We start from the raw sequence: 26,235 nt of genomic DNA, 5'->3' as shown, positions 1-26,235 counted from the left end.
GGATCTGGTTTTCATGTTTTCAGGGCTGTTAATCATTCTGGTTCCCCTTATTGTGGGCTACCTTATTCCGCTCCGGCACAGGACTGCATTACAACTTATCAATCGCCTGTTGAGCTGGATCGTCTACCTTATTCTCTTTTTTATGGGTATTAGCCTGGCGTTTCTGGATAATCTCGCCAGCAACCTGTTAGCTATTCTTCATTATTCTGCAGTCAGCGTGACGGTCATTATACTGTGTAATATTGCGGCGCTGTTCTGGCTGGAGCGTTCGCTGCCCTGGAGACACAACCACAAGCAAGAAAAGCTCCCCTCGCGAATTGCAATGGCGCTTGAGTCGCTCCAGCTTTGCGGCGTCGTCGTCATCGGTTTCCTGCTCGGCCTCACTGGGCTTTCCATTCTGCAGCATGCCACCGAAGCCAGCGAATATACGTTAATCTTTTTACTGTTCCTGGTGGGGATCCAACTGCGCAACAGCGGTATGACCTTAAAGCAAATTGTGCTAAACCGTCGGGGGATGATCGTGGCCGTCGTCGTCGTCGCCAGTTCGATGCTGGCGGGGGTTATCAATGCATTGATCCTCGGTCTGCCGCTGAAAACCGCGCTGGCGATGGCATCAGGTTTTGGCTGGTATTCCCTGTCCGGTATTCTGTTGACCGAATCGTTCGGACCCGTAATTGGTAGTGCCGCCTTCTTTAACGACCTGGCCCGTGAACTGATCGCCATTATGTTGATTCCAGGAATGGTGGGCCGCAGCCGCTCTACCGCACTGGGATTATGCGGCGCGACATCAATGGATTTCACCCTGCCCGTTTTACAACGCAGCGGCGGCCTGGAAATGGTCCCGGCAGCCATCGTCCACGGCTTTATTTTGAGTCTGTTAGTGCCTCTGCTGATGGCGTTTTTCTCCGCCTGACGCCCGGGCAAATACCTCTCTGGCGGTAGTCAGCTACCGCCAAAATTGCGCTAAATCAATCTCCCTGCAAGTAGTAGCAGAAATCCCTTTTATCCCTACGCGCACAGGCATAATCTTAAACATGTATATTAAATATAACTTTAAAAGGTGTGACCATGTTTTGTGTGCAATGTGAACAAACCATCCGTACTCCGGCAGGAAACGGCTGCTCTTACGCGCAGGGTATGTGCGGTAAAACGGCTGAAACCTCCGATTTGCAGGATCTGCTGATTGCTTCCCTACAAGGTCTGTCTGCATGGGCTGTTAAAGCACGTGAATACGGCATCATCGACCATGAGGTTGATAACTTTGCGCCGCGTGCGTTCTTCTCCACGCTGACTAACGTAAACTTCGATTCCCCGCGTATTGTTGGCTATGCCCGTGAAGCTATCGCCATGCGCGACGCCCTGAAAGCACAATGCCTGAACATCGACGCGAACGCAGCTGTCACCAACCCGATGGCCGATCTGCAACTGGTCAGCGACGATCTGGGCGACCTGCAACGTCAGGCCGCTGAATTCACCCCGAATAAAGACAAAGCGACCATCGGCGATAATATCCTCGGCCTGCGTCTGCTGTGTCTGTACGGCCTGAAAGGTGCGGCAGCTTACATGGAGCACGCCCACGTTCTTGGTCAGTACGACAACGATATCTATGCTCAGTACCACAAAATCATGGCGTGGCTGGGTACCTGGCCTTCCGATATGAACGCTCTGCTGGAGTGTTCAATGGAAATCGGTCAGATGAACTTCAAAGTGATGAGCATTCTGGACGCCGGTGAAACCACTAAATACGGTCACCCGACCCCGACTCAGGTCAACGTAAAAGCAACCGAAGGTAAGTGCATCCTGATCTCCGGTCACGACCTGAAAGATTTGTACAACCTGCTTGAGCAGACTGAAGGCACCGGTGTTAACGTTTATACCCACGGTGAAATGCTGCCAGCACACGGCTATCCGGAACTGCGTAAGTTCAAACACCTAATCGGTAACTACGGCAGCGGCTGGCAGAACCAGCAGGTTGAATTCGCCCGCTTCCCTGGCCCAATCGTGATGACTTCTAACTGCATCATCGACCCAACCGTTGGCGCCTACGACGACCGTATCTGGACCCGTAGCATCGTCGGCTGGCCGGGCGTGAGCCACCTTGAAGGTGACGATTTCGGTCCGGTTATCGCACAGGCGCAGCAGATGGCTGGCTTCCCGTACAGTGAAATTCCGCACCTGATCACCGTAGGTTTCGGTCGTCAGACCCTGCTGGGCGCTGCTGATACCCTGATCGACCTGGTGAGCCGCGAAAAACTGCGTCACATCTTCCTGGTTGGCGGTTGTGACGGCGCACGTGGTGAACGTAACTACTTCACCGACTTCGCCACCAGCGTACCAGACGACTGCCTGATTCTGACCCTTGCTTGCGGTAAATACCGTTTCAACAAACTGGAATTCGGCGATATCGAAGGTCTGCCGCGTCTGGTCGATGCCGGTCAGTGTAACGATGCCTACTCTGCCATTATCCTGGCGGTCACCCTGGCAGAGAAACTGGGCTGTGGCGTGAACGATCTGCCGCTGTCTCTGGTGCTCTCCTGGTTCGAACAGAAAGCGATTGTTATTCTGCTGACCCTGCTGTCTCTGGGCGTGAAAAACATCGTCACTGGCCCGACTGCGCCTGGTTTCTTCACACCGGATTTGCTGGCAGTTCTCAACGAGAAATTTGGTCTGCGTTCCGTGACCACCGTTGAAGAAGACATGAAGCAACTGCTGAGCGCGTAAGGAGTAAAGAATGACAATGCCAACTCATCAGTGCCCATGGCGGATGCAGGTTCACCACATCCATCAGGAAACGCCGGATGTATGGACAATTTCGTTGCTGTGCCACGATTATTATCCTTACCGCGCCGGGCAGTATGCACTGGTCAGCGTACGTAATTCAGCGGATACGCTGCGTGCTTACACCATTTCCTCAACGCCGGGCGTTAGCGAGTACATTACGTTGACCATCCGCCGGATTGACGATGGTGCAGGTTCACAGTGGCTAACCCGCGACGTGAAGCGCGGCGACTATATCTGGCTGTCCGATGCCATGGGTGAGTTCACCTGTGAAGATAAAGCGGAAGACAAGTTCCTGATGCTGGCCGCAGGCTGTGGTGTTACGCCAATCATGTCAATGCGTCGCTGGTTGGCAAAGTACCGCCCGCAAGCGGATGTACAGGTAATCTTTAACGTGCGCTCGCCGCAAGATGTCATTTTTGCCGACGAGTGGCGTGAATATCCGGTGACATTAGTTGCTGAAAACAATGCCACCGAAGGTTTTGTTTCCGGCCGACTGACTACCGAACTGCTGAAAAGCGTACCGGATCTGACCTCGCGTACCGTGATGACCTGTGGCCCGGCACCGTATATGGATCTGGTCGAGAAAGAAGTCAAAGCACTGGGTGTGACGCGCTTCTTTAAAGAGCAGTTCTTCACACCTGTTGCCGAAGCCGCCACCAGTGGTCTGAAGTTTACTAAGCTACAGCCGGCGAAAGAGTTCTATGCGCCGGTGGGCAGTACGCTGCTGGAAGCGCTGGAAAGCAACAAGGTTCCGGTTGTCGCCGCATGCCGTGCAGGCGTTTGCGGCTGCTGCAAAACCAAAGTGGTTGACGGTAACTACACGGTCAGCAGCACCATGACGCTGACCGACGCAGAAATCGCTGAAGGTTATGTGCTGGCCTGTTCCTGCCATCCGCAGGGTGATTTAGTGCTGGCGTAATTGGCCGGTATCTGATGTGCAAAAGGCTGCCTGGCTGTACCGGGTGGCCTTTTTTATGCTCTCAGGCGCTGCAAAATTCTGATATTTTCACTCTCCCCGGCAAAATACCTCCTTCCCCCGTAAATTATCGACCACACTTACCCTTCGCAGATTAAGCATAATCCAGGACTACCACGTCGAACTTTCTACAAGGATCCCCATGAAAAAAGTGGCCATTGTCGGCGTCGGTCCCACCGGCATTTATACGTTTCATGCCCTGGTTGAGCGCGGTGAACCGCTGGAAATAGAGCTTTATGAGCAAGCTGAACAGGCGGGCGTTGGCATGCCTTATAACAGCGACAACAACGCAGACTTCATGCTGGCAAATATAGCCAGCATAGAGATCCCACCGATTTATATCAGTTATCTGACGTGGCTACAGAATCAAAGTGATGACTATCTGGCGCAGTTTCGGATTGAACGTAATTCTTTGCATGAACGGCAATTTTTGCCCCGCGTGATCCTCGGTGACTATTATCGCGATCGTTTATTCGCTATCGTCGAGAAAGCGCGAGGCTCAGGCTTCGCGATTAGCATAAACGAATCAAGCGAAGTCACCGACCTGTGCGCAAACCCGAATGGGGTCTCTCTGTGGATCAATCATGCTTCACAGCCTGTCGAGGTGGACTTCGCCGCTATTGCCACTGGTCATCTGTGGCCTGAAACGGATGTACAGACACGGAGGTTTTTTCCCAGCCCGTGGACAGGTCTAATGGACGTCCAGATTAGCGCTTGCCGGGTAGGAATTCTCGGCACCTCGCTCAGCGCGATTGACGCAGCGATGGCCGTGGCCTGCCAACACGGTGCCTTCACCACCGGGGCTGATAACGCACTCCAGTTTATCTGTAAATCCGACAGCCAAAGCCTGAAGCTGACCCTAATGTCGCGCAGCGGTGTGCTGCCTGAAGCGGATTTTTACTGCCCTCTGCCCTATGAATCGTTGAACATCGCAACGCCTGAAGCAATTGAAGACGTCATTGTCCATGGGCAAAAAGGATTACTGGACCGCATTTTCCGGATTATTGTACAACAACTGCAAGATGCAGCCCCGCAATGGAGCCAAGAGATAGCACTTGAGACGCTCAACGCCGATACATTCCCCGAGGCCTGCTTTGCCGACAGGCTTGAGCACGATCCTTTTGAATGGGCGAAGCGCAACCTGATTGAAGTTGAACGCAACAAACAGGAACAGCGTACCGTCGCGTGGCGCTATACCCTGCTGCGGCTACACGAGGTAATCGAAGAGATCGTCCCACATCTTGATCCGCCTGATGAAAAGCGCTTTAAGCAAGGACTGGCGCGCGTGTTTATCGATAATTATGCGGCAATCCCGTCTGAATCAGTCCGCCGACTGCTGGCGCTGCACGACGCCGGGCTGATTGAGATCCTCACACTTGGTGCGGATTATGAGCGTACGAATGAGCAGGAAATGACGGTAATTTACCACCACGGTCGACGCAGCGAATTCGATGTGTTTATTGACGCCCGAGGGCAACGGGCATTGCAGAGCAAAGATATCCCTTTCCCAACGCTACGCGATCAACTGCTGGCCTGTGGCGATGAGATCCCGGATATCGGCGAAGATTACACGCTGCAAGCGCCGGAAAACGCCCGCAATCGCATCGCTTTTGGCGGGCTGCCGTGGTTGATGCACGATCGTCCGTTTATTCAGGGACTGGTTGTCAGCGCTGAAATAGGCGCCGCGATGGCAAGGGCATTGACGCAGCGAGCGCTGAGACGTCGGCACAAACTATGGAACAGTGATGACATATAGATCGACGAGGCGGGCAAACCGTCAGCGCACCCCCGCCTCGGTATTGACTCTCAAATGGTAACTATCGCCAGGCAGAATTTCCTGCAACGGAGTAACGCCCCGCCCCCAAAAACGCCACGGCCAGCGCGCCGATGAAGAAATACACCAGACTTTCAATCGCCCATGCACCGGTTTTATCCAGTGTCCAGGTTTCGCCCATCCCGACCATCAACCATGCCACAATCATCGTAAACGCCAGCCCCAACGCCGCAGGACGCGTCAGGATGCCTAGAATAATCAGACACGGCGCTACAACCTCTCCCAGCAGAACGCCGTACGCAATAAAGCCCGGGAAACCTTTCGCTATCAACATACCGCTGATGCCATCAATACCAGCAAACAGTTTATGCAGCCCATGAAACAGCATCAGCCCACCGACGGCAAGGCGTAACAAAAACTTGCCAAAATCTTCGTGAGTCAGTACTCGGTTAACTGAATTTAATAGTTTTATAACCATTTGAATTTATTCCTTGTTTCACCATGTCCAATAACAAACTACGCTTAATACAGGTTAAATGAAACCTGCCGGAAATAAGGGGGAAATGAGAAGCATAACGATTATCTTCATCTAAACTTGTAACCGGTATCACATTAGAGGAGAAGGAAAACCATGAAACAAACGGTTGCCGCTTTTATTGCTAAAACACTCGAACAGGCTGGCGTAAAACGCATTTGGGGTGTAACGGGTGACTCGCTAAATGGTCTGAGTGATAGTCTGAATCGTATGGGAACAATTGACTGGATGCCAACCCGTCATGAAGAGGTTGCTGCCTTCGCCGCGGGCGCTGAAGCGCAGTTGACGGGCGAACTGGCCGTCTGCGCAGGTTCGTGTGGGCCAGGCAACCTGCACCTGATTAACGGCCTGTTTGATTGCCACCGCAACCACGTTCCGGTACTGGCAATCGCCGCGCATATTCCATCCAGTGAAATAGGCAGCGGTTATTTTCAGGAGACCCACCCGCAAGAGTTGTTCCGTGAATGTAGCCATTATTGCGAGCTGGTCTCCAGCCCTGAGCAGATCCCCCAGGTGCTGGCTATAGCTATGCGTAAAGCGGTGCTCAACCGTGGCGTCTCCGTGGTGGTATTACCCGGCGACGTGGCGCTGAAGCCCGCCCCTGAAAGCGCCACCACGCACTGGTATCATGCGCCGCTCCCGGTAGTCACCCCGGAAGAGGAAGAGCTGAGAAAACTGGCGCAACTGCTGCGCTACTCCAGCAACATCGCCCTGATGTGCGGCAGCGGCTGCGCCGGTGCGCATAAAGAGCTGGTTGAGTTTGCGGCTAAAATCAAAGCCCCGATCGTGCACGCTCTGCGCGGGAAAGAGCATGTTGAGTACGATAACCCCTATGACGTGGGTATGACCGGGCTGATTGGCTTTTCATCCGGCTTCCATACCATGATGAATGCCGACACGCTGATCCTGCTCGGTACCCAGTTCCCCTATCGCCCGTTCTACCCCACAGACGCCAAAATTATTCAGATTGATATCAATCCGGCGAGTATTGGCGCGCACAGTAAAGTTGATATGGCGCTGGTAGGCGATATTAAATCCACGTTACGTGCCCTACTACCTCTGGTGGAAGAGAAAACCGAGCGGCAGTTCCTGGACAAAGCACTGGAGCACTACCGCGAGGCGCGCAAAGGGCTGGATGATTTAGCCAAACCCAGCGATAAAGCCATTCACCCGCAATATCTGGCGCAACAGATCAGCCACTTTGCCGCTGACGATGCCATCTTTACCTGCGACGTTGGCACGCCAACGGTGTGGGCAGCACGCTATCTGAAAATGAACGGCAAACGTCGCCTGCTTGGATCGTTTAACCACGGGTCGATGGCTAATGCCATGCCACAGGCACTCGGCGCACAAGCGACCGAACCAGGACGTCAGGTTGTGGCAATGTGCGGTGACGGCGGCTTTAGCATGCTGATGGGCGATTTTCTGTCGGTGGTACAAATGAAGTTACCGGTGAAGATTATTGTCTTCAACAACAGCGTGCTGGGATTTGTGGCGATGGAGATGAAAGCTGGTGGTTATCTGACTGACGGCACCGAACTACACGACACGAATTTCGCGCGGATTGCCGAGGCCTGTGGCATCACGGGCATTCGCGTGGAGAAATCTTCAGAGGTTGATGAGGCGCTGCAAAGGGCGATGTCAATTGACGGTCCGGTGCTGGTCGATGTGGTGGTGGCGAAAGAAGAGCTGGCGATCCCGCCGCAGATCAAGCTCGAACAAGCCAAAGGTTTTAGCCTGTATATGCTGCGCGCAATCATCAGCGGACGCGGTGATGAAGTGATCGAACTGGCGAAAACTAACTGGCTCAGGTAAAACATCCTTATTAAACCACACACAAAATCATTCATGATGCATCAAGGCGGCAAGCCCGAAAATCCCCAGGAGCATAGGAATACTATGTGACTGGGGTTTGAGGGTGCGGCCAACGCCGAGGCAGCTTGAAGGATGAAGTGTAATAAGGAGATACCATGATTGATTTACGCAGTGATACCGTCACCCGACCCAGTCGCGCCATGCTCGAAGAGATGATGGCCGCCCCGGTCGGGGACGACGTCTACGGTGATGATCCTACCGTTAATGCCCTCCAGCAATACGCGGCCGAGCTTTCTGGCAAAGAAGCTGCCATTTTCTTACCTACTGGCACTCAGGCGAACCTGGTTGCACTGCTCAGCCATTGTCAGCGCGGCGAAGAGTATATCGCCGGCCAGGGCGCGCATAACTATCTCTACGAAGCGGGTGGCGCAGCGGTGCTCGGCAGCATTCAACCGCAACCCATCGATGCCGCGCCGGATGGCTCCCTGCCGCTGGACAAAGTGGCAGCAAAAATCAAAGCAGACGATATCCATTTTGCCCGCACCCGTCTGCTCAGTCTGGAAAACACGCATAACGGCAAAGTGCTGCCGCGCGAGTATCTGAAAGAGGCCTGGGAATTCACCCGGGAGCGCAATCTTGCCCTGCACGTCGACGGCGCGCGTATTTTTAACGCCATCGTCGCCTATGGCTGTGAGCTTAAAGATGTCACGCAATACTGCGACTCGTTCACCATTTGTCTTTCCAAAGGTCTGGGAACGCCGGTAGGCTCGCTGCTGGTCGGCAGCCACGAGTACATCAAGCGTGCCATTCGCTGGCGCAAAATGACCGGCGGCGGCATGCGCCAGGCGGGTATTTTGGCGGCGGCCGGACTGTATGCACTGAAAAATAACGTGGCGCGTTTGCAGGAAGACCATGACAACGCCGCCTGGATGGCGGAGCAACTACGCGAAGCAGGGGCGGACGTCATGCGCCACGACACGAACATGCTGTTTGTTCGCGTTGGCGAAGAGCACGCGGCCGCGCTGGGTGAATATATGAAAGCGCAGGGTGTGCTGATTAACGCCTCCCCGATTGTGCGCCTGGTGATGCATCTGGACGTATCACGTGAACAACTTGCTGAAGTCGTCGCCCACTGGCGCACTTTTTTAACCCAATAAGGAGATGGGCGTGCCGCAACGGATTTTGGTTCTTGGCGCCAGTGGCTACATTGGTCAGCATTTGGTACAGGCGCTCAGTCAGCAAGGGCATCAGGTGTTGGCTGCGGCACGTCGCATTGAACGACTGGAAAAGCAGCAACTGGCCAACGTCAGTTGCCATAAGGTCGATTTGAATTGGCCAGATAACCTCACCCCGCTACTGGTGGGTGTTGATACGGTTTATTACCTGGTCCATGGCATGGGTGAAGGCGGTGATTTTATCGCCCACGAACGTCAGGTGGCGATGAACGTCCGCGATGCACTGCGTAATACAGCGGTCAAACAGCTTATTTTCCTGAGCTCATTACAGGCTCCCCGGCATGAACAATCCGATCATCTGCGTGCGCGACAGATAACCGCAGATACTCTGCGTGAATCAGGCGTGCCAATGACGGAATTGCGCGCGGGCATTATCGTGGGGGCAGGTTCCGCTGCCTTTGAAGTGATGCGCGACATGGTCTACAACCTGCCGGTACTCACCCCTCCGCGCTGGGTGCGCTCACGTACCACACCCATCGCGCTGGAGAATTTGATGTACTACCTGGTGGCGTTGTTGGATCATCCCACGCAACATCACCGCGTACTCGAAGCAGCCGGCCCGCAGGTGTTGAGCTATCAGGAACAGTTCGAGCATTTTATGGCGGTCAGCGGTAAACATCGCCTGCTCATCCCCATCCCCTTCCCTACCCGCTGGATTTCGGTCTGGTTTTTAAACGTCATTACGTCAGTGCCGCCAACCACGGCCAAGGCGCTGATCCAGGGCTTAAAACACGACCTGCTGGCCGATGACACCAAACTACGTGCGCTGATCCCGCAAAAGCTGATTGCCTTTGATGACGCGGTGCGCAGTACGTTGAAGGAAGAAGAAAAGCTGGTCAACTCCAGCGACTGGGGTTACGACGCGCAGGCGTTTGCCCGCTGGCGTCCAGAATATGGCTATTTCGCCAAACAAGCTGGCTTTAGCGTTGAAACCGCCGCCAGCAAAAAAGCACTGTGGCAGGTAGTGAATCGACTCGGCGGCAAAGAAGGCTATTTCTTTGGCAATATTCTATGGAAGACGCGCGCGGCCTTGGACCTGCTGGTCGGCCATAAGCTGGCAAAAGGTCGTCCCGAACACCCACTATTGCAAGTTGGCGACACCGTTGATAGCTGGAAAGTCATCATCGTTGAGCCGGAGAAACAGCTGACGCTGCTGTTTGGGATGAAAGCGCCGGGATTGGGTCGCCTGAGCTTCACACTGGAAGATAAAGGCGATCATCGACGCATTGATGTACGCGCCTGGTGGCATCCGCACGGTATGCCTGGACTCTTCTACTGGCTGTTGATGATCCCCGCGCACCTGTTCATTTTCAGGGGGATGGCGAAGCGTATAGCCAAACTTGCAGAACAAATCACAGACTAATGATAAAAAGAGCCTGTATTCTTTCATGTTTCCCATTGCATACAGGCGTATTTCACGGAAGAATGCGCACGACGTTTTTTAAACACAGTGGATTGATATGAAGGTACTGGTTACCGGAGCCACCAGCGGCTTGGGCCGAAACGCGGTTGAGTTTTTATGCAGCAAAGGCGTCAGCGTCAGAGCCACCGGTCGCAACGAAGCGATGGGCAAGCTGCTGGAGAAAATGGGCGCAGAATTTGTGCATGCGGATTTGACCGAACTGGTTTCTTCGCAAGCAAAAGTAATGCTTGCCGGCATCGACACGCTGTGGCACTGCTCCAGTTTTACCTCACCGTGGGGAACTCAGGAAGCCTTCGATCTGGCCAACGTTCGCGCAACTCGCCGTCTGGGCGAGTGGGCCGTGGCCTGGGGCGTTCGCAACTTCATTCATATCTCCTCGCCGTCGCTCTATTTTGATTATCACCACCATCGCGATATCAAAGAGGACTTTCGTCCGCACCGCTTCGCCAATGAATTTGCCCGCAGCAAAGCAGCTGGCGAAGACGTGATCGCGTTGCTGGCGCAGGCCAACCCGCAGACGCGTTTTACGGTATTGCGTCCGCAAAGCCTGTTCGGACCACACGATAAGGTCTTTATCCCGCGCCTGGCCCATATGATGTACCACTATGGCAGCATCCTGTTGCCGCACGGCGGAAGTGCGCTGGTAGATATGACCTACTACGAAAATGCAGTGCACGCGATGTGGCTGGCAAGTCAGCAAGCCTGCGATAAGCTGCCGTCAGGTCGCGCGTACAACATTACCAACGGCGAGCATCGCACTCTGCGCAGCATTGTGCAGAAACTCATCGACGAGCTGAATATTGATTGTCGGATCCGCTCCGTTCCCTACCCGATGCTGGACATGATTGCCCGCAGCATGGAGCGCTTAGGCAATAAATCGGCAAAAGAGCCAAAGCTGACGCATTACGGCGTCTCGAAGCTAAATTTTGATTTTACGCTGGATACTACCCGCGCTCAGGAAGAGTTGGGTTATCAGCCCATTGTGACGCTGGATGCAGGGATTGAACGTACCGCGGCCTGGCTGCGCGACCACGGTAAGCTGCCGCGTTAACCATTGCCGGATGGCGGCGCAAGCGCCTTATCCGGCCTACAAAATCCAGCCTAAATTAGCCGTAGGCCTGATAAGCTAAGCACCATCGGGCATTGGTGTTCTGCGTTAACCCTGCCCGTATTTTTCCAGTAACGCTTCGGCAATCGCCTGAGTTTCCGCATCCGCCACGCCGTTCCACAGCGTCGGGCGGAAGTGCATCTGGAAGGCCATAATCACCCGCTGCTGTTCGCGCGGCGTCATATCAGATTTTATCTCATAGCCGTAACGCGACAGCAGATCGAGTAAAGATTCGGTTGCTACCGGCGTATGAGGTGCTCGCCCGGCAAGATAAAACGCTACGCGCTGAGTGTCCGGCCACGCGCCAATTCCCTGTTCGGCCAGCACTTTCCATGGGAAAAGCGGTCCAGGATCGTCCTTACGTTGCGGCGCGATGTCCGCATGGGCTACCACGTTCTGCGGTTTTATGTCGTAGCGGGCGATAATATCTTTCGCCAATGGGATCAGCGCCTGAATCTGCGCGGGCTCAAACGGCGCAAAATATTTTATCCCTGCCGATTTTTGCCAGCCGCGGTTTTCCAGCTCAATGCCAATTGAGGTATCGTTAATACGCGTAGCGCCACGCCAGAAGCTAATCCCCGCATGCCAGGCCAGATCTTTTTCCGGCACCAGTTGCCAGATACGCGGTTTGCCGTGGTAGAGCGGCGGCACAGCCGGGATCAAATAGTGCGAGCTGACGTTTTTATCGGTCAGCGTAGCCAGAGAAGAGTCAAAATCATCGGCCGTGTAATGGATAACCAGCACTTTAATGCGTGGATAAGCAGCCTGTGCCTGACGGCGGGTATCTAACTGATACCCGTCTTTGTCGACAATCCCTTTTTCGCCAGCACATCCCACCAGCAACAGCGTAAATGCCAGCAGACACAACAGACGCTTCATCGGCGAGTTTTCACCGCGGTACCGCTGACGCTCACCATCAGCATACTGCCGTCTTTGCCCACGGTTTCGTAATCAATATCAATACCGACCACTGCATCAGCACCCAGCGCTTTGGCCTGTTCGCCCAGCTCCTGGAAAGCAATTTCACGCGCTTTACGCAGCTCTTTTTCATACGCGCCGGAGCGACCGCCGACAATATCGCGAATGCCGGCGAAAAAATCGCGGAAGATATTCGCGCCTAAAATGGCTTCGCCAGTCACAACACCGCAGTATTCCACGATGCTCTGCCCTTCCAGCGTAGGGGTAGTCGAAAACTGCATGGTTAATCTCCTTTTTGCGCTAAGAGCACGATCTCAAAAGCATTATCGAACCGATCCACTATCATTGAAAGGATATATTCTATCAACGTAGAACACTAATAGTAGAAAGCTAATAAGGAAATCATTATGCGCTACTCGAAACTCTCTCTGCTGGTTCCATTTGCACTACTTCTCAGCGCCTGTACGACCGTGACGCCGGTCTATAAAGATAACGGCACGCGTAGCGGTTCATGCGTAGAAGGCGGGCCAGACAGCGTGGCTCAACAATTCTATGATTACCGTATTCAGCATCGAAACAATGATCTTACCCCACTTCGTCCATACCTTAGCGACAACCTGGCTAAACTGCTGAACGATGCCAGCCGCGATAACGCACACCGCGACCTGTTTAACAGCGATCCGTTCTCCAGTCGGGCTACGTTACCGGACAGTGCCAGCGTCGCCAGCGCATCGACTATTCCGAATAGTGATGCACGCAACATTCCGCTACGCGTAGAGCTGAAACAGGGTGACCAGAGCTGGCGTGATGAAGTGCTGATGATCCGCGAAGGCCAGTGCTGGGTCGTTGATGATGTACGCTATCTGGGCGGCAGCGTACACGCGCCTGCCGGGACGTTGCGCCAGTCTGTCGAAAACCGTTAATCGCGCCATTTACTCGCCCAAATCATAACCCCCATTAATTGTCTGGCATTCTGCATAGAATGCCGACAATTATTCTTGCCCACTGGTGGCCCCGCTATTTTGTGCTATGTTTAGAGAAGAATGCGGTTTGCATTTAACTTTTAACGCATAAATATTGCATAACTATTCTGTCAAAGGTAGTATCTGCGGCTTCAATAGCTATCAGACTGCCAGTATCGAGTGTCAATGAGTATTCAATTAAACGGCATTAACTGCTTCTACGGCGCGCATCAGGCGCTGTTCGATATCACGCTGGATTGCCCTCAGGGTGAAACACTGGTGTTACTTGGCCCAAGTGGAGCCGGGAAAAGCTCGCTACTGCGCGTACTCAACCTGCTTGAGATGCCGCGCTCGGGCACGCTCTCTATTGCGGGTAACCGTTTCGACTTCACGAAAACCCCGTCAGATAAAGCCATTCGGGATCTGCGTCAAAACGTGGGCATGGTCTTCCAGCAATATAATCTTTGGCCGCATCTCACGGTGGTGCAGAACCTGATTGAAGCGCCCTGCCGCGTACTGGGTCTGACAAAAGAGCAAGCGATGGCGCGTGCCGAGAAACTGCTGGAACGACTGCGTCTGAAGCCGTACAGCGATCGCTATCCACTGCATCTGTCCGGCGGCCAGCAGCAGCGTGTGGCCATTGCCCGCGCGTTGATGATGGAACCACAGGTGCTGCTGTTTGATGAGCCTACCGCAGCGCTTGACCCGGAAATCACCGCCCAAATCGTCAGCATCATTCGTGAGCTGGCGGAAACCAATATTACTCAGGTGATCGTCACCCACGAAGTGGAAGTTGCTCGTAAAACGGCCAGTCGCGTGGTGTACATGGAAAACGGTCATATCGTCGAGTTTGGGGATGCGAGCTGCTTTGCCAACCCGCAAACCGAAGCGTTTAAAAACTATCTTTCTCACTAAGATTCGGGACAATACAATGAAAAAAGTTCTGATTGCCGCGCTAATCGCAGGTTTTAGCCTTTCCGCTACCGCAGCCCAAACCATTCGTTTCGCCACCGAAGCGTCTTATCCTCCGTTTGAATCGATCGATGCTAACAACAAGATCGTAGGGTTTGACGTTGATCTGGCGAATGCGCTGTGTAAAGAGATTGACGCTACCTGTACCTTCACCAATCAGGCCTTCGACAGCCTGATCCCGAGCCTGAAATTCCGTCGTTTTGACGCGGTGATGGCCGGTATGGACATCACGCCTGAGCGTGAAAAACAGGTTCTGTTCACCACCCCTTACTACGACAACTCTGCGCTATTTGTTGGCCAACAGGGTAAATACACCAGCATTGATCAGCTGAAAGGCAAAAAAGTCGGCGTTCAAAACGGAACGACGCACCAGAAATTCATCATGGATAAACATCCGGAAGTGACTACCGTGCCGTATGACAGCTATCAGAATGCCAAACTCGATCTGCAAAACGGTCGTATTGACGGCGTCTTTGGTGATACCGCAGTAGTGACAGAGTGGCTGAAAGACAATCCAAAACTGGCCGCGGTTGGCGACAAAGTCACGGATAAAGATTACTTCGGTACTGGTCTGGGCATCGCTGTGCGCCAGGGCAATACCGAGCTGCAGCAGAAATTTAACGCTGCGCTGGAAAAAGTGAAGAAAGATGGGACTTACGAGACCATCTACAACAAATGGTTCCAGAAGTAATATTTGATGAATGAATTTTTTCCTTTAGCAAGCGCCGCCGGGATGACCGTCGGCCTTGCCGTTTGTGCGCTGATCATTGGCCTTGCGCTCGCCATGTTTTTTGCCGTCTGGGAGTCAGTAAAATGGCGCCCGGTGGCATGGGCGGGCTCGGCCCTGGTCACCATCCTGCGCGGTCTGCCAGAAATTCTGGTGGTTTTGTTTATCTATTTCGGATCCTCACAACTGCTGCTGACGCTGGCCGATGGCTTTACGATCAATCTCGGGTTTGTACAAATCCCGGTTCAGATGCAGATCGAAAACTTCGACGTCAGCCCGTTCCTGTGCGGTGTCATTGCACTGTCATTGCTGTATGCCGCTTACGCGTCGCAAACGCTGCGTGGCGCGCTGAAGGCCGTGCCACTCGGGCAATGGGAGTCAGGTCAGGCGTTAGGTTTGTCTAAAGCAGCGATCTTCTTTCGTCTGGTGATGCCGCAGATGTGGCGTCATGCCTTACCGGGACTGGGTAACCAGTGGCTGGTATTGCTGAAAGATACCGCGCTGGTCAGCCTTATCAGCGTGAACGATCTGATGCTGCAAACGAAGAGTATTGCCACCCGTACCCAGGAGCCGTTTACCTGGTACATTGTGGCAGCCGCTATTTACCTGGTGATTACGCTGGTGAGTCAGTACATTCTCAAACGCATTGACCTGCGCGCGACACGTTTTGAGCGGAGACCAGGCTGATGCTTGAGTATTTACCTGAATTGTTGAAAGGGCTGCATACCAGCCTGACGCTGACGGTCGCCTCCATCGTAGTTGCTCTGGTGCTGGCGCTGATTTTCACCGTCATCCTGACGCTGAAAACGCCGGTGCTGGTGTGGCTGGTTCGCGCCTATATCACGCTGTTTACCGGTACACCGCTGCTGGTGCAAATCTTCCTGATCTACTACGGACCAGGACAGTTTCCGGCATTGCAAGAATATCCGGTACTGTGGCATCTGCTCTCTGAACCCTGGTTATGCGCCTTAATTGCGCTGTCGTTAAACAGTGCGGCCTACACTACGCAACTGTTCTACGGCGCTATCCGTGCAATCCCGGAAGGCCAGTGGCAGTCCTGCGGTGCATTGGGGATGAGCAAAAAGGATACGCTGGCGATTCTGTTGCCGTACGCCTTTAAACGCGCCCTCTCCTCATATTCCAACGAAGTGGTGCTGGTATTTAAAAGTACCTCACTGGCTTACACCATCACCCTGATGGAAGTCATGGGTTATAGCCAGCTGCTGTACGGTCGTACTTATGACGTTATGGTATTCGGTGCTGCGGGTGTGATTTACCTGATCGTCAACGGCTTGCTGACGCTGATGATGCGCCTAATCGAACGTAAAGCGCTGGCGTTTGAACACCGGAATTAAGCATATGCCTGATGGCGCTACGCTTATCAGGCCTACGGTTCATGCACCTTTTGTAGGCCGGATAAGGTGCTAGCACCACCATCCGGCAAATATGCATAAATTAAAATAATAAAGACGGACAACAACCTAAATTGTCCGTCTTTTTTTATGCCATTAAAAATATTTAATCATTTTTATTGCATATAAATTCATTAAATGGCATTGTTAATCCACGCCGCAGACACGGTAAATAATCATAAGATTGACAGACGGGAGTTCCACCATGAAAAAGTTAGTACTGGCCGCATTACTTGCTACTTTCGCCGCTGGCGCCTCAGCTGCTGATAAAATTAGTTTCGGTGTATCAGCCACGTATCCGCCATTTGAATCACTGGATGCGAGCAATAAAATTGTCGGTTTTGACATCGACCTGGCAACGGCGCTGTGCAAACAAATGCAGGCAGAATGTACTTTCACCAATCACGCTTTCGATAGCCTGATCCCCGCGCTGAAATTCAAGAAATATGATGCGGTTATTTCCGGAATGGATATCACACCTGAGCGTAGCAAGCAGGTTGCATTTACTCAGCCTTACTATGCCAACTCCGCGCTGGTGATTGCGAAAAAAGACACCTATAAAACCTTTGCCGACCTGAAAGGTAAGCGCATCGGTATGGAAAACGGCACCACCCATCAGAAATACCTGCAGGATAAACATCCTGAGGTGAAAACCGTGGCCTACGATAGCTATCAGAATGCGATTATCGACCTGAAAAATGGCCGTATTGATGGCGTATTTGGCGATACTGCTGTGGTTAACGAGTGGCTGAAAACCAACCCGCAGTTAGGCGTAGCCACTGACAAAGTAACCGACCCGCAATACTTCGGTACTGGCCTTGGCATCGCGGTTCGCCCGGATAACAAAGCCCTGCTGGAAAAACTGAACAGCGCGCTGGCGGCAATCAAAGCTGACGGCACGTACAAGAAAATCAGCGATCAGTGGTTCCCGCAGTAACGTCTGCCCAATCTGAAAAGCCGCGCTCTGCGGCTTTTTTTATCTCTTCGCCTGCGCTTTCAGTCAGTTCTTACGCCATAAACACTTTCCTGGCATACACTTGTTAAAACGAAAAAAAGTGAGGCAAACGGATGATAGCGTTCCCTGCCAGTTTACTGATCCTCAATGGAAAAAGTGCTGATAATCTCCCCCTGCGTGATGCCATTGCGAAGCTTCGCGATGAAGGCGTGGAAATCCATGTTCGCGTGACCTGGGAAAAAGGCGATGCCCAACGCTACGTTGATGAAGCTCGTCAGCTAGGCGTTGAAACGGTGATTGCCGGCGGCGGCGACGGCACCATCAACGAAGTTTCGACGGCGCTGATCCAGTCGCAGGGCGACAATATTCCGGCGCTGGGTATTTTACCGTTGGGAACGGCAAATGATTTTGCCACCAGCGTGGGGATACCCGACGACCTTGATAAGGCGTTAAAGCTGGCTATCGCCGCAAATGCGACAGCGATCGATATGGTGCAGGTCAATGATAAAACCTGTTTTATCAACATGGCGACCGGCGGCTTCGGCACACGTATCACTACCGAAACGCCGGAAAAACTCAAAGCTGCGTTGGGTGGCGTATCATACTTTATCCACGGATTAATGCGCATGGATACGCTCAAACCCGACGTCTGCGATATTCGTGGGGAAGATTTTCACTGGCAGGGTAAGGCGCTGGTGATTGGTATCGGTAATGGTCGTCAGGCTGGTGGCGGGCAACAGCTTTGCCCAACGGCGCTGATCAACGATGGTCTGTTGCAACTGCGCATTTTTACCGGCGAAGAACTGTTGCCAGGGCTGCTTTCGGCGTTAACGCAATCCGAAGACAACCCTAACATCATCGAGGGCGCATCATCGTGGTTTGATATCCGCGCCCCACACGAAATTACCTTTAATCTTGACGGCGAACCGCTCAGCGGACAGGAGTTTCATATTGAAATCCTGCCTGAGGCGTTACGTTGCAGACTGCCGCCGGGTTGTCCACTGTTGCGCTAACACAACGACACCCCGGCTGTAATCAGGCGATGGTAACTTTGCTGTCCAGATAAACATCCTGCACGGCGTTAATCAGCTTAACGCCGTCGGCCATGGTTTTCTTGAATGCTTTGCGTCCAAGAATCAGCCCCATGCCGCCTGCCCGTTTGTTAATCACCGCCGTACGTACCGCATCACTAAGATCGGTTTCGCCGCCAGCCGCGCCGCCGGAGTTAATTAACCCGGCGCGCCCCATATAACAGTTCGCCAGTTGATAACGTACCAGGTCAATTGGATTCTCGCTGGTCAACTTGGTGTAGACGCGATCGTCGGTGTAGCCAAAATTAACCGCTTTATACCCACCGTTATTTTCCGCCATTTTCTGCTTAACGATATCCGCTCCGATAGTGGCAGCCAGATGGTTAGCCTGTCCGGTAAGATCGGCAGAAACATGGTAATCCACGCCATCTTTTTTAAACGCGGAGTTACGCAGATACGCCCACAACACGGTAACCATACCCAGCTCATGGGCGCGCTCAAACGCGGCCGAAATCTCCTCAATCTGGCGGCGAGATTCCTCAGAACCGAAATAGATGGTTGCCCCTACCGCAACCGCGCCCATATTGAACGCCTGCTCTACGCTGGCATACAGCGTCTGGTCGAACGTATTCGGATAACTCAGCGTTTCGTTGTGGTTAATTTTAACGAGGAACGGAATGCGGTGCGCGTAGCGACGGGAGACAGAAGCCAGCACGCCATAGGTCGATGCCACGCAGTTACACCCTGCTTCGATAGCCAGCTCCACAATATTCTTCGGATCAAAGTACAGCGGGTTAGCCGCAAACGATGCGCCAGCGGAGTGCTCTACCCCCTGGTCCACCGGTAGAATCGACAGATACCCTGTCCCGGCCAGTCGACCCGTGTTATACAGCGTCTGCATGTTACGCAGCACGGCAGGCGGCCGATTGTTATCCACCATCACACGGTCGACGTAATCATGTCCAGGCAGGTAAAGTTGATCAGAAGGAATGGTCATACAACGATGCTGTAAAAGGTTGTCGGCGTCTTTGCCAAGCAACTGCGCAATATCAGTCATAGCTATGCTCCCGTAATTTCCGATTTGAAACCGGAATGTGGATTGTCCTGACCCGCCTTTTTGCGGGCAGCATTAAGCCTGGTACCGACTGCGCTTTTTTTCCATCTTTAGCGCACTTTTCAGCAACTTCTGCTGGCTCGATTCAGGAAGAAATAATGTTAAGGCGGTCAAATTTAGACCATAAAGGTATTTTAAAGGTATTACCTAATGGTACTATCAATGCGTACCTTACCTGTCATGAAGGATTTAAAGATGAAAACTACAGTTAAGCTGTCGTTCATGATGTTTGTAGAGTGGTTTATCTGGGGCGCCTGGTTTGTACCGCTGTGGCTGTGGCTGAGTAAAAGCGGCTTTAGCGCCGGGGAGATCGGCTGGTCCTACGCTTGTACCGCGATCGCCGCGATCCTGTCGCCCATTCTGGTCGGTTCAATCACTGACCGCTTTTTCTCCGCGCAAAAAGTGCTGGCGGTGTTGATGTTCGTCGGCGCTATTCTGATGTACTTCGCCGCCCAGCAAACCACCTTCAGCGGATTCTTCCCGCTGTTACTGGCCTATTCGTTGACCTATATGCCGACGATTGCGCTGACTAACAGTATTGCTTTTGCCAACGTACCGGACGTTGAGCGTGATTTCCCGCGCATCCGAGTGATGGGAACCATCGGCTGGATTGCCTCTGGTTTGGCCTGTGGTTTCTTACCGCAAATGCTTGGTTATAGCGACATTTCACCCACCAATATTCCCCTGCTGATCACTGCCGGAAGCTCTGCACTGTTGGGCGTCTTTGCGTTCTTCTTACCGGATACGCCACCAAAAAGTACCGGTAAAATGGATTTCAAAGTCATGCTGGGTCTGGATGCGCTGATCCTGCTGCGCGATAAAAATTTCCTCGTCTTTTTCTTTTGTTCTTTCCTGTTTGCGATGCCACTGGCGTTCTATTACATCTTCGCCAACGGCTACCTGACAGAAGTCGGAATGAAAAACGCCACCGGTTGGATGACGCTGGGCCAGTTCTCTGAAATCTTCTTTATGCTGGCACTACCGTTTTTCACCAAACGCTTTGGCATTAAAAAGGTATTATTGCTTGGTCTTATTACTGCGGCGATCCGCTACGGATTTTTCGTTTACGGTGGTGCGGAAGAATATTTCACTTACGCCCTGCTGTTTCTCGGCATTCTGCTGCACGGTGTCAGTTACGACTTCTATTACGTCACGGCCTACATCTATGTCGATAAAAAAGCGCCGGTTCACATGCGCACCGCAGCGCAAGGGCTTATCACCCTCTGCTGTCAGGGATTCGGCAGCCTGCTCGGTTACCGTCTGGGCGGCGTGATGATGGAAAAAATGTTTGCTTACCAGGAACCGGTTAATGGTCTCACCTTTAACTGGGCTGGCATGTGGGGATTTGGCGCGGTCATGATTGCCGTCATTGCCGTGATGTTTATGATTTTCTTTCGCGAATCTGACAAAGAAATCACCGCCATTAAGGTGGACGATCGCGATGTAGCGTTGAAACAAGGGGAAGTAAAATGAAAGCAGAACGTATTCTCGGTGCTCTTTATGGGCAGGCGTTAGGGGATGCGATGGGCATGCCGTCGGAACTGTGGCCAAGAACCCGGGTTAAAGCCCATTTCGGTTGGATCGACAGTTTTTTGCCTGGTCCGGCGGAAAATAATGCTGCCTGCTACTTTAACCAGGCAGAGTTTACTGATGACACGTCTATGGCGCTGTGTCTGGCAGATGCCCTGCTTGAGTGCGACGGAGAGATTGTACCCGACGTTATTGGTCGCAATATTCTGGCCTGGGCAGAGCGTTTTGATGCCTTTAATAAAAACGTGCTCGGCCCGACCTCAAAAATTGCGCTCAAAGCCATTCGCGACGGCAAACCTGTCGCCGAACTGGAGAATAATGGCGTGACCAACGGTGCGGCAATGCGCGTTTCGCCACTGGGATGCCTGCTACCCGCTCGCAATCTTGATGCCTTTATCGATGATGTGGCACTGGCCTCCAGCCCGACGCATAAATCGGATCTGGCTATCGCGGGAGCCGTTGTCGTCGCGTGGGCGGTATCGCGCGCCATCGACGGAGGAACATGGTCAGAGATTGTTGATGCGCTGCCTGCCATTGCCCTGCATGCGCAGCAAAAACGAATCACCACCTTTAGCGCCTCTCTCTCTGCACGCCTTGAGATGGCGCTGAAAATCGTCCGTAATGCCGACGGCATTGAGTCTGCCAGCGAACAGCTGTATCAGGTGGTGGGAGCCGGAACCAGTACGATTGAGTCCGTGCCTTGCGCCATCGCGATGGTCGAACTGGCGCAGACCGATCCCAACCGCTGCGCCATTCTGTGCGCGAACCTCGGCGGCGATACCGATACCATCGGAGCGATGGCTACCGCCATTTGTGGCGCGCTGCACGGCGTCGGCGCGATTGACCCGGCATTGAAGCAGGAGTTGGATGCGGTTAATCAGCTGGACTTTACCCGCTACGCCAACGGGTTAATACGACTGCGTGAGCAGCGGGAGGCGCTATGAGCAATACGCATCTGCAACAACTTCTCTCGCAGTTACGTACACAGCGGCCAGTAACGGTGGTGGGTGCAGCGGTGATTGATGTCATTGCCGATGCGTATGCCCTTCCCTGGCGAGGCTGTGACATCGAACTCAAACAGCAAGGCGTGAACGTTGGCGGCTGCGCGCTCAATATTGCCGTAGCGCTCAAGCGTTTAGGTATCGACGCCAGTAATGCGTTACCGCTGGGTCAGGGGGTATGGGCCGACATTATCCGCAATCGGATGGCAAAAGAGGGGCTGTACAGCCTGATCGACAACGCTGAAGGCGATAACGGCTGGTGCCTGGCGCTGGTGGAACCGGATGGCGAACGTACCTTTATGTCCTTTAGCGGCGTTGAGAATCAGTGGAATGCCGCCTGGCTGGCACAGCTGGATATCCCGCGTCATAGCCTGGTGTATCTCTCGGGTTATCAGCTAGCGTCCCCGTGCGGTGAATTGCTGGTGCAGTGGCTGGAAGGTCTGGAAGAGGTGACACCGTTTATCGATTTTGGTCCGCGCATCGGCGACATTCCCGAGCCCTTACTGGTACGAATTATGGCCTGCCGTCCGCTGGTGTCACTTAATCGTCAGGAGGCGGAAATTGCTGCCGAGCGATTTGCATTGAGTCAGGATGTGGAAGGTTTTGGCGCAGAATGGGTGCAGCGTTTCACCGCACCGGTGGTCGTGCGTCACGATAAAGACGGCGCATGGTATTTCAGCGCACAGACATCCGGCTGCGTACCGGCATTTGCAACGGCGGTCATTGATACTATCGGCGCAGGAGACAGCCATGCCGGCGGCATGCTGGCCGGACTAGCGTCTGGCTGGACCCTGGCCGACTCAGTGCTGTTAGGTAACGCGGTGGCATCCTGGGTAGTTGGGCATCGTGGCGGCGATTGCGCCCCATCACGCGAGGCGCTACTCCTCGCACACAAAAACGTATAGATCGCTACGACAGTAACTGATGCTGTATTCAATAGGCCGTTGCTGCTGGTCAAGCGCTACCTGCTTGATCACCAGTACCGGCACTTTACTATCCATTTGAATGTGCGCCTGGAACTCTGCATCCGGCATTCTGGCGCTAACGCGTGAGCGCGTACGCTGTGGGAAAATATGCTGGCTACGAAAATAGTCATACAGAGAAACACCAATGGCATCCACATCATGAATTAGATGTGCGGGTACCCAAGACTCTTCAATAGATACTGCGTCTTCGTCAACGTAACGAATGCGTTTGAGCAGAAAGACATCACTTCCTGTGACAACTGCCAACTGCTGTGCCACCTCTTCCGGGCAAGGTACAATTCTTTTGTTAACCCACAACGTATCCGGTTTTTTACCGCGCAACACCACCTGCTGAGAAAAACCGCGCGCTTCTTTGAGCGAATACTCGAAGATATTGTTGATTTGCGTTCCGTAACCGCGGGCACGTGTTACTACACCCTCTTCTTCCAGGGCCTGCATCGCCTTGCGTACCGTAATCCGAGAAACGCCGGTCAACTGGCTGAGGTCGCGCTCGCCGGGCAGGATATTGCCGTGCTCCAGGATCCCACTGCGCACAGCATTCTTCACCGTCTGCGCAAATTTCATATACAGCGGCGTGTTATCCGCCGCTGAAATACGTTCATTCAGTTGTGCGATAAGCTGGGTATGCGCTTGTTCCATTTATCTTTTCCCTGGCCGCCGTTTCTGCAGCCAGTATACCCATTACCACCACGCGTGAAAATGATGCACCGGACCAATTCCCTCGCCAACTTCCAGCGTGTCTGCCTGTGCCAGCGCCGCTGAAAGCCACAGTTTGGCTTCCTGTACGGTATCGGCCCAGTTGTTATGGCGCGGACGCAGGGCTGCCAACGCCGCCGATAGCGTACAACCGGTGCCATGGGTATTTTTGGTCATCACCCTCGGCGCGGTAAAACGCTGCTCGCCGTCGCGAGTAAAGAGCCAGTCCGGGCTTTGCGCGTCATCCAGATGACCGCCCTTCATCAACACCGCCTCGCAACCCAGCGCCCGTAGCGCTCTTCCCTGCTCTAACATCTCCTGCTCAGTCTGCGCATGCGATGCCCCGAGCAGTGCAGCTGCTTCGGGTAAATTAGGGGTGATAATCGAAACCTGTGGCAGCAAACGGGTACGCAGCGTTTCTACCGCCGAGGGTGACAGCAACGGATCGCCACTTTTCGCCAACATCACCGTGTCCAGCACCACATTTTGTACCCGATGGCGACGCAAACGTTCGGCGACCGCTTCAACAATATCCGTCTCCGCCAACATACCAATTTTTGTGGTGTCGATACGCACATCACTCAACACAGAGTCCAGTTGCGCAGCGACAAAGTCAGGTTCAATACGATACACCGACTGCACCCCGCGCGTATTTTGCGCCACCAACGCCGTAATAACGGAACAGCCGTATGCGCCCAGCGCCGAGAAGGTTTTTAAATCGGCCTGAATACCCGCGCCACCGCTTGGATCGGTTCCGGCGATCGTTAATGCGTTAATCCGTTTCATGCTTACTCCTGGGCGTTCAGGTTATAGAGGGCGTCGAGAAATGCCGGGACAAAGCTGCCCGGTCCGTTTGATTGCTCGGTGGCGATTTGCCCGGCCTGTTTCATCCAGCTACAGGCGGAGGCGACGTTATCAAGTCGGTCACCATGCAAGGCACAACTGGCTGCAACAACCGCTGATAGCGCGCATCCGGTGCCCACCACGCAAGTCATTAACGGGTCGCCGCCGTCCACGCCAACGATACGCTGACCATCGGTGACGTAATCCACTTCGCCGGTAACCACGACAATGGTCCCAATCTGACGAGCCAGCGCCTGCGCTGCCGGAAGCGCAGCGACAGCTGTATCGGTTGTATCCACGCCGCGTCCCCCACCGTTCATGCCGGCGAGAGCAAGTATTTCCGAAGCGTTGCCACGAATAGCAGCAGGCTGTAGCGACAGTAAATCCAGACAAAAGCGGCGGCGAAACTCAAGCGCGCCTACGGCAACGGGATCGAGCGTCCACGGGGTTTTAGCATGATAAGCCCGCTCAACGGCGGCGCGCATCGCCGTGGCCCGCTCCTGAGTTAAGGTGCCGACATTAACCAGCAATGCACTGGCAATAGCGGCGAATTGGCTGGCTTCTTCAGGTTCGATCACCATCGCTGGCGATGCGCCCAGCGCCAGTAATGTATTGGCAGTAAAGCTTTGCACGACTTCATTGGTCATACAGTGTGTGAGCGGGGATAGGGTTCTAAATTGGTGCAAAGTGTGAGCCGCGAGCGCGCGGCTGTGCAGGTCAGGCTGCATGGTTCAGCTCCTGCCCGCGCGAAGAAGGGACACGGGCAGTGTCAGACTTCCCTACGCTGGCATTATCCAGATCAGGTGGTACGGGTATTTCTCAGCCTTCACCAGGAAGGGCACCCCGAGTCGTTGAAACACAAACGTAATATGCTGGTTTCAGTAACAGGATACTGCCTGTGCTTAGCGATGTAAATTGGCGTACTACCCGCCCCCAAAGTGAAACTACTGGTCAAGATTGCTGCAATTCTGTACTTTCATTTACACTTTTTACGAAATGACTGGAGTGATCACAAAATAGTGCTTGTCAGACATCCGGTATGCCAGGAATGATACATGACTGATTTTGATGACCCGAAGAGGTAGAGAGGATGGGTATGAAGAATAAAATGTTGCTGGGTGCACTTCTGCTTGCAAGCAGCGTCGTCTGGGCCGCGCCAACCGCAACAGCTGCCCCCACCGGTATCGATAAATATGAACTGAGCAGCTTTATTGCTGACTTCACCCATTTCAAACCCGGTGACAAGGTCCCACCACTGTATCTCACCGAAGAATACACCATTAAACAGTGGAATCTACGCAATCTGCCCGCGCCGACGGCAGGCACCCACTGGACCTACATGGGCGGCGCGTATGTGCTGGTCAATGATGCCGATGCTAAGATCATTAAAGCTTACGATGGCGAGATTTTTTATCATCGGTAAAAAAGCACGCACTCGTTC

26 protein-coding genes and 1 riboswitch are annotated in these 26,235 nt (G+C 53.4%); of the genes, 19 read left to right on the top strand and 7 right to left on the bottom strand.

Features of this window, described 5'->3' with window-relative positions; genetic code table 11:
- Positions 1–13 precede the first annotated feature (13 nt).
- The 4 genes from SK39_RS19740 (at position 14) to SK39_RS19725 (ending at position 5,513) form a co-directional block, all read left to right on the top strand.
- Positions 14–913, top strand: coding sequence for a LysO family transporter (locus SK39_RS19740; protein WP_003027250.1), 900 nt, complete (start codon positions 14–16; stop codon positions 911–913).
- A gap of 155 nt (positions 914–1,068) precedes the next feature.
- Entirely contained in the window at positions 1,069–2,721 is a 1,653-nt protein-coding gene (hcp, locus tag SK39_RS19735; RefSeq protein WP_003840204.1) for a hydroxylamine reductase, read from the top strand.
- A gap of 10 nt (positions 2,722–2,731) precedes the next feature.
- Entirely contained in the window at positions 2,732–3,700 is a 969-nt protein-coding gene (gene hcr / locus SK39_RS19730; protein ID WP_003027256.1) for an NADH oxidoreductase, read from the top strand.
- A gap of 199 nt (positions 3,701–3,899) precedes the next feature.
- Positions 3,900–5,513 carry an FAD-NAD(P)-binding protein gene (locus tag SK39_RS19725; protein WP_048217340.1) on the top strand — a complete coding sequence of 538 codons (1,614 nt, stop codon included), beginning with the start codon at positions 3,900–3,902 and terminating at the stop codon, positions 5,511–5,513.
- A gap of 61 nt (positions 5,514–5,574) precedes the next feature.
- On the opposite strand, the gene SK39_RS19720 is transcribed toward SK39_RS19725, so the two are convergent.
- Positions 5,575–6,009 (bottom strand): DoxX family protein, encoded by a 435-nt coding sequence (locus SK39_RS19720; RefSeq protein ID WP_003844357.1) that lies wholly within the window; start codon positions 6,007–6,009, stop codon positions 5,575–5,577.
- A gap of 153 nt (positions 6,010–6,162) precedes the next feature.
- Between SK39_RS19720 and poxB the strand changes: the two genes are divergently transcribed.
- From poxB to SK39_RS19700, 4 genes are all read left to right on the top strand, one after another.
- Positions 6,163–7,881: a ubiquinone-dependent pyruvate dehydrogenase gene (poxB, locus tag SK39_RS19715; RefSeq protein ID WP_003027264.1), complete on the top strand. Its 1,719-nt coding sequence runs from the start codon at positions 6,163–6,165 to the stop codon at positions 7,879–7,881.
- A gap of 155 nt (positions 7,882–8,036) precedes the next feature.
- A complete protein-coding gene (gene ltaE, locus SK39_RS19710; protein WP_003840196.1) occupies positions 8,037–9,038 on the top strand; it encodes a low-specificity L-threonine aldolase in 1,002 nt (333 codons plus the stop codon).
- Positions 9,039–9,048: 10 nt separating this feature from the next.
- Complete coding sequence (locus SK39_RS19705) at positions 9,049–10,479, top strand: SDR family oxidoreductase (RefSeq protein ID WP_048217429.1); 1,431 nt, start codon at positions 9,049–9,051, stop codon at positions 10,477–10,479.
- Positions 10,480–10,576: 97 nt separating this feature from the next.
- Positions 10,577–11,590, top strand: coding sequence for an NAD-dependent epimerase/dehydratase family protein (locus SK39_RS19700; RefSeq protein ID WP_003840192.1), 1,014 nt, complete (start codon positions 10,577–10,579; stop codon positions 11,588–11,590).
- A 105-nt stretch (positions 11,591–11,695) separates the two neighbouring features.
- On the opposite strand, the gene SK39_RS19695 is transcribed toward SK39_RS19700, so the two are convergent.
- On the bottom strand, positions 11,696–12,526 hold the full coding sequence (locus SK39_RS19695) for an N-acetylmuramoyl-L-alanine amidase (RefSeq protein ID WP_003027275.1): 831 nt from the start codon (positions 12,524–12,526) through the stop codon (positions 11,696–11,698).
- Entirely contained in the window at positions 12,523–12,846 is a 324-nt protein-coding gene (locus tag SK39_RS19690; protein ID WP_001160725.1) for a heavy metal-binding domain-containing protein, read from the bottom strand. Before SK39_RS19690 ends, SK39_RS19695 begins: the two co-directional genes overlap by 4 nt.
- 126 nt (positions 12,847–12,972) lie before the next feature.
- On the opposite strand from SK39_RS19690, the gene SK39_RS19685 reads away from it, so the two are divergent.
- The 7 genes from SK39_RS19685 (at position 12,973) to yegS (ending at position 18,606) form a co-directional block, all read left to right on the top strand.
- Entirely contained in the window at positions 12,973–13,488 is a 516-nt protein-coding gene (locus tag SK39_RS19685) for a lipoprotein (RefSeq protein ID WP_048217339.1), read from the top strand.
- A gap of 225 nt (positions 13,489–13,713) precedes the next feature.
- Positions 13,714–14,442 carry an arginine ABC transporter ATP-binding protein ArtP gene (gene artP / locus SK39_RS19680; protein WP_003027295.1) on the top strand — a complete coding sequence of 243 codons (729 nt, stop codon included), beginning with the start codon at positions 13,714–13,716 and terminating at the stop codon, positions 14,440–14,442.
- 16 nt (positions 14,443–14,458) lie between these two features.
- Positions 14,459–15,190 carry an arginine ABC transporter substrate-binding protein ArtI gene (gene artI / locus SK39_RS19675; protein ID WP_003027298.1) on the top strand — a complete coding sequence of 244 codons (732 nt, stop codon included), beginning with the start codon at positions 14,459–14,461 and terminating at the stop codon, positions 15,188–15,190.
- A gap of 6 nt (positions 15,191–15,196) precedes the next feature.
- Entirely contained in the window at positions 15,197–15,913 is a 717-nt protein-coding gene (artQ, locus tag SK39_RS19670; protein ID WP_003027301.1) for an arginine ABC transporter permease ArtQ, read from the top strand.
- Complete coding sequence (gene artM / locus SK39_RS19665) at positions 15,913–16,581, top strand: arginine ABC transporter permease ArtM (RefSeq protein WP_003840185.1); 669 nt, start codon at positions 15,913–15,915, stop codon at positions 16,579–16,581. Before artQ ends, artM begins: the two co-directional genes overlap by 1 nt.
- 262 nt (positions 16,582–16,843) lie before the next feature.
- Entirely contained in the window at positions 16,844–17,575 is a 732-nt protein-coding gene (artJ, locus tag SK39_RS19660; RefSeq protein WP_003834417.1) for an arginine ABC transporter substrate-binding protein ArtJ, read from the top strand.
- Positions 17,576–17,706: 131 nt separating this feature from the next.
- Positions 17,707–18,606: a lipid kinase YegS gene (gene yegS, locus SK39_RS19655; protein ID WP_003027310.1), complete on the top strand. Its 900-nt coding sequence runs from the start codon at positions 17,707–17,709 to the stop codon at positions 18,604–18,606.
- Positions 18,607–18,628: 22 nt separating this feature from the next.
- Here yegS and fbaB read toward each other — a convergent pair whose 3' ends face one another.
- Positions 18,629–19,681, bottom strand: coding sequence for a class I fructose-bisphosphate aldolase (fbaB, locus tag SK39_RS19650; protein WP_003027312.1), 1,053 nt, complete (start codon positions 19,679–19,681; stop codon positions 18,629–18,631).
- Positions 19,682–19,933: 252 nt separating this feature from the next.
- On the opposite strand from fbaB, the gene SK39_RS19645 reads away from it, so the two are divergent.
- The 3 genes from SK39_RS19645 to SK39_RS19635 are packed head-to-tail and all read left to right on the top strand — an operon-like array spanning position 19,934 to position 23,174.
- A complete protein-coding gene (locus SK39_RS19645) occupies positions 19,934–21,211 on the top strand; it encodes a nucleoside permease (protein ID WP_003027315.1) in 1,278 nt (425 codons plus the stop codon).
- The gene (locus SK39_RS19640; RefSeq protein WP_048217338.1) at positions 21,208–22,212 is read left to right on the top strand and encodes an ADP-ribosylglycohydrolase family protein; all 1,005 of its coding nucleotides are present in this window, start codon (positions 21,208–21,210) and stop codon (positions 22,210–22,212) included. Before SK39_RS19645 ends, SK39_RS19640 begins: the two co-directional genes overlap by 4 nt.
- Complete coding sequence (locus SK39_RS19635) at positions 22,209–23,174, top strand: PfkB family carbohydrate kinase (RefSeq protein WP_048217337.1); 966 nt, start codon at positions 22,209–22,211, stop codon at positions 23,172–23,174. The genes SK39_RS19640 and SK39_RS19635 overlap by 4 nt, the downstream gene beginning before the upstream one ends.
- Here the strand turns inward: SK39_RS19635 and SK39_RS19630 are convergent.
- Genes SK39_RS19630 through thiM form a run of 3 tightly spaced genes read right to left on the bottom strand, consistent with a single transcriptional unit; the run spans position 23,148 to position 25,522 of the window.
- Positions 23,148–23,894, bottom strand: coding sequence for a GntR family transcriptional regulator (locus SK39_RS19630; protein WP_003027325.1), 747 nt, complete (start codon positions 23,892–23,894; stop codon positions 23,148–23,150). The two genes, SK39_RS19635 and SK39_RS19630, sit on opposite strands and share 27 nt — an antisense overlap.
- A gap of 42 nt (positions 23,895–23,936) precedes the next feature.
- Complete coding sequence (gene thiD / locus SK39_RS19625) at positions 23,937–24,737, bottom strand: bifunctional hydroxymethylpyrimidine kinase/phosphomethylpyrimidine kinase (RefSeq protein WP_003844369.1); 801 nt, start codon at positions 24,735–24,737, stop codon at positions 23,937–23,939.
- Between the two features lie 2 nt (positions 24,738–24,739).
- Entirely contained in the window at positions 24,740–25,522 is a 783-nt protein-coding gene (gene thiM, locus SK39_RS19620) for a hydroxyethylthiazole kinase (protein ID WP_048217336.1), read from the bottom strand.
- A gap of 31 nt (positions 25,523–25,553) precedes the next feature.
- Positions 25,554–25,650, bottom strand: a riboswitch (TPP riboswitch).
- A gap of 234 nt (positions 25,651–25,884) precedes the next feature.
- Between thiM and SK39_RS19615 the strand changes: the two genes are divergently transcribed.
- Entirely contained in the window at positions 25,885–26,217 is a 333-nt protein-coding gene (locus SK39_RS19615) for an RcnB family protein (RefSeq protein ID WP_016150637.1), read from the top strand.
- Positions 26,218–26,235: the final 18 nt, after the last annotated feature.

This window comes from Citrobacter sp. BIDMC107, assembly GCF_001037575.1.
GTDB classification, from domain to species: Bacteria; Pseudomonadota; Gammaproteobacteria; order Enterobacterales; family Enterobacteriaceae; genus Citrobacter; species Citrobacter freundii.
This window is presented reverse-complemented; position numbering and strand designations above follow the sequence as displayed.

Coding starts and splice junctions, on each gene's coding strand:
- SK39_RS19630 (WP_003027325.1), bottom strand. CDS start 23,894: ATGGAACAAGCGCATACCCAGCTTATCGCACAACTGAATGAACGTATT.
- ltaE (WP_003840196.1), top strand. CDS start 8,037: ATGATTGATTTACGCAGTGATACCGTCACCCGACCCAGTCGCGCCATG.
- SK39_RS19695 (WP_003027275.1), bottom strand. CDS start 12,526: ATGAAGCGTCTGTTGTGTCTGCTGGCATTTACGCTGTTGCTGGTGGGA.
- hcr (WP_003027256.1), top strand. CDS start 2,732: ATGACAATGCCAACTCATCAGTGCCCATGGCGGATGCAGGTTCACCAC.
- artJ (WP_003834417.1), top strand. CDS start 16,844: ATGAAAAAGTTAGTACTGGCCGCATTACTTGCTACTTTCGCCGCTGGC.
- thiM (WP_048217336.1), bottom strand. CDS start 25,522: ATGCAGCCTGACCTGCACAGCCGCGCGCTCGCGGCTCACACTTTGCAC.
- SK39_RS19720 (WP_003844357.1), bottom strand. CDS start 6,009: ATGGTTATAAAACTATTAAATTCAGTTAACCGAGTACTGACTCACGAA.
- thiD (WP_003844369.1), bottom strand. CDS start 24,737: ATGAAACGGATTAACGCATTAACGATCGCCGGAACCGATCCAAGCGGT.
- yegS (WP_003027310.1), top strand. CDS start 17,707: ATGATAGCGTTCCCTGCCAGTTTACTGATCCTCAATGGAAAAAGTGCT.
- SK39_RS19725 (WP_048217340.1), top strand. CDS start 3,900: ATGAAAAAAGTGGCCATTGTCGGCGTCGGTCCCACCGGCATTTATACG.
- SK39_RS19635 (WP_048217337.1), top strand. CDS start 22,209: ATGAGCAATACGCATCTGCAACAACTTCTCTCGCAGTTACGTACACAG.
- SK39_RS19700 (WP_003840192.1), top strand. CDS start 10,577: ATGAAGGTACTGGTTACCGGAGCCACCAGCGGCTTGGGCCGAAACGCG.
- SK39_RS19615 (WP_016150637.1), top strand. CDS start 25,885: ATGGGTATGAAGAATAAAATGTTGCTGGGTGCACTTCTGCTTGCAAGC.
- artI (WP_003027298.1), top strand. CDS start 14,459: ATGAAAAAAGTTCTGATTGCCGCGCTAATCGCAGGTTTTAGCCTTTCC.
- SK39_RS19645 (WP_003027315.1), top strand. CDS start 19,934: ATGAAAACTACAGTTAAGCTGTCGTTCATGATGTTTGTAGAGTGGTTT.
- poxB (WP_003027264.1), top strand. CDS start 6,163: ATGAAACAAACGGTTGCCGCTTTTATTGCTAAAACACTCGAACAGGCT.
- artP (WP_003027295.1), top strand. CDS start 13,714: ATGAGTATTCAATTAAACGGCATTAACTGCTTCTACGGCGCGCATCAG.
- SK39_RS19690 (WP_001160725.1), bottom strand. CDS start 12,846: ATGCAGTTTTCGACTACCCCTACGCTGGAAGGGCAGAGCATCGTGGAA.
- SK39_RS19640 (WP_048217338.1), top strand. CDS start 21,208: ATGAAAGCAGAACGTATTCTCGGTGCTCTTTATGGGCAGGCGTTAGGG.
- artQ (WP_003027301.1), top strand. CDS start 15,197: ATGAATGAATTTTTTCCTTTAGCAAGCGCCGCCGGGATGACCGTCGGC.
- hcp (WP_003840204.1), top strand. CDS start 1,069: ATGTTTTGTGTGCAATGTGAACAAACCATCCGTACTCCGGCAGGAAAC.
- fbaB (WP_003027312.1), bottom strand. CDS start 19,681: ATGACTGATATTGCGCAGTTGCTTGGCAAAGACGCCGACAACCTTTTA.
- artM (WP_003840185.1), top strand. CDS start 15,913: ATGCTTGAGTATTTACCTGAATTGTTGAAAGGGCTGCATACCAGCCTG.
- SK39_RS19685 (WP_048217339.1), top strand. CDS start 12,973: ATGCGCTACTCGAAACTCTCTCTGCTGGTTCCATTTGCACTACTTCTC.
- SK39_RS19740 (WP_003027250.1), top strand. CDS start 14: ATGTTTTCAGGGCTGTTAATCATTCTGGTTCCCCTTATTGTGGGCTAC.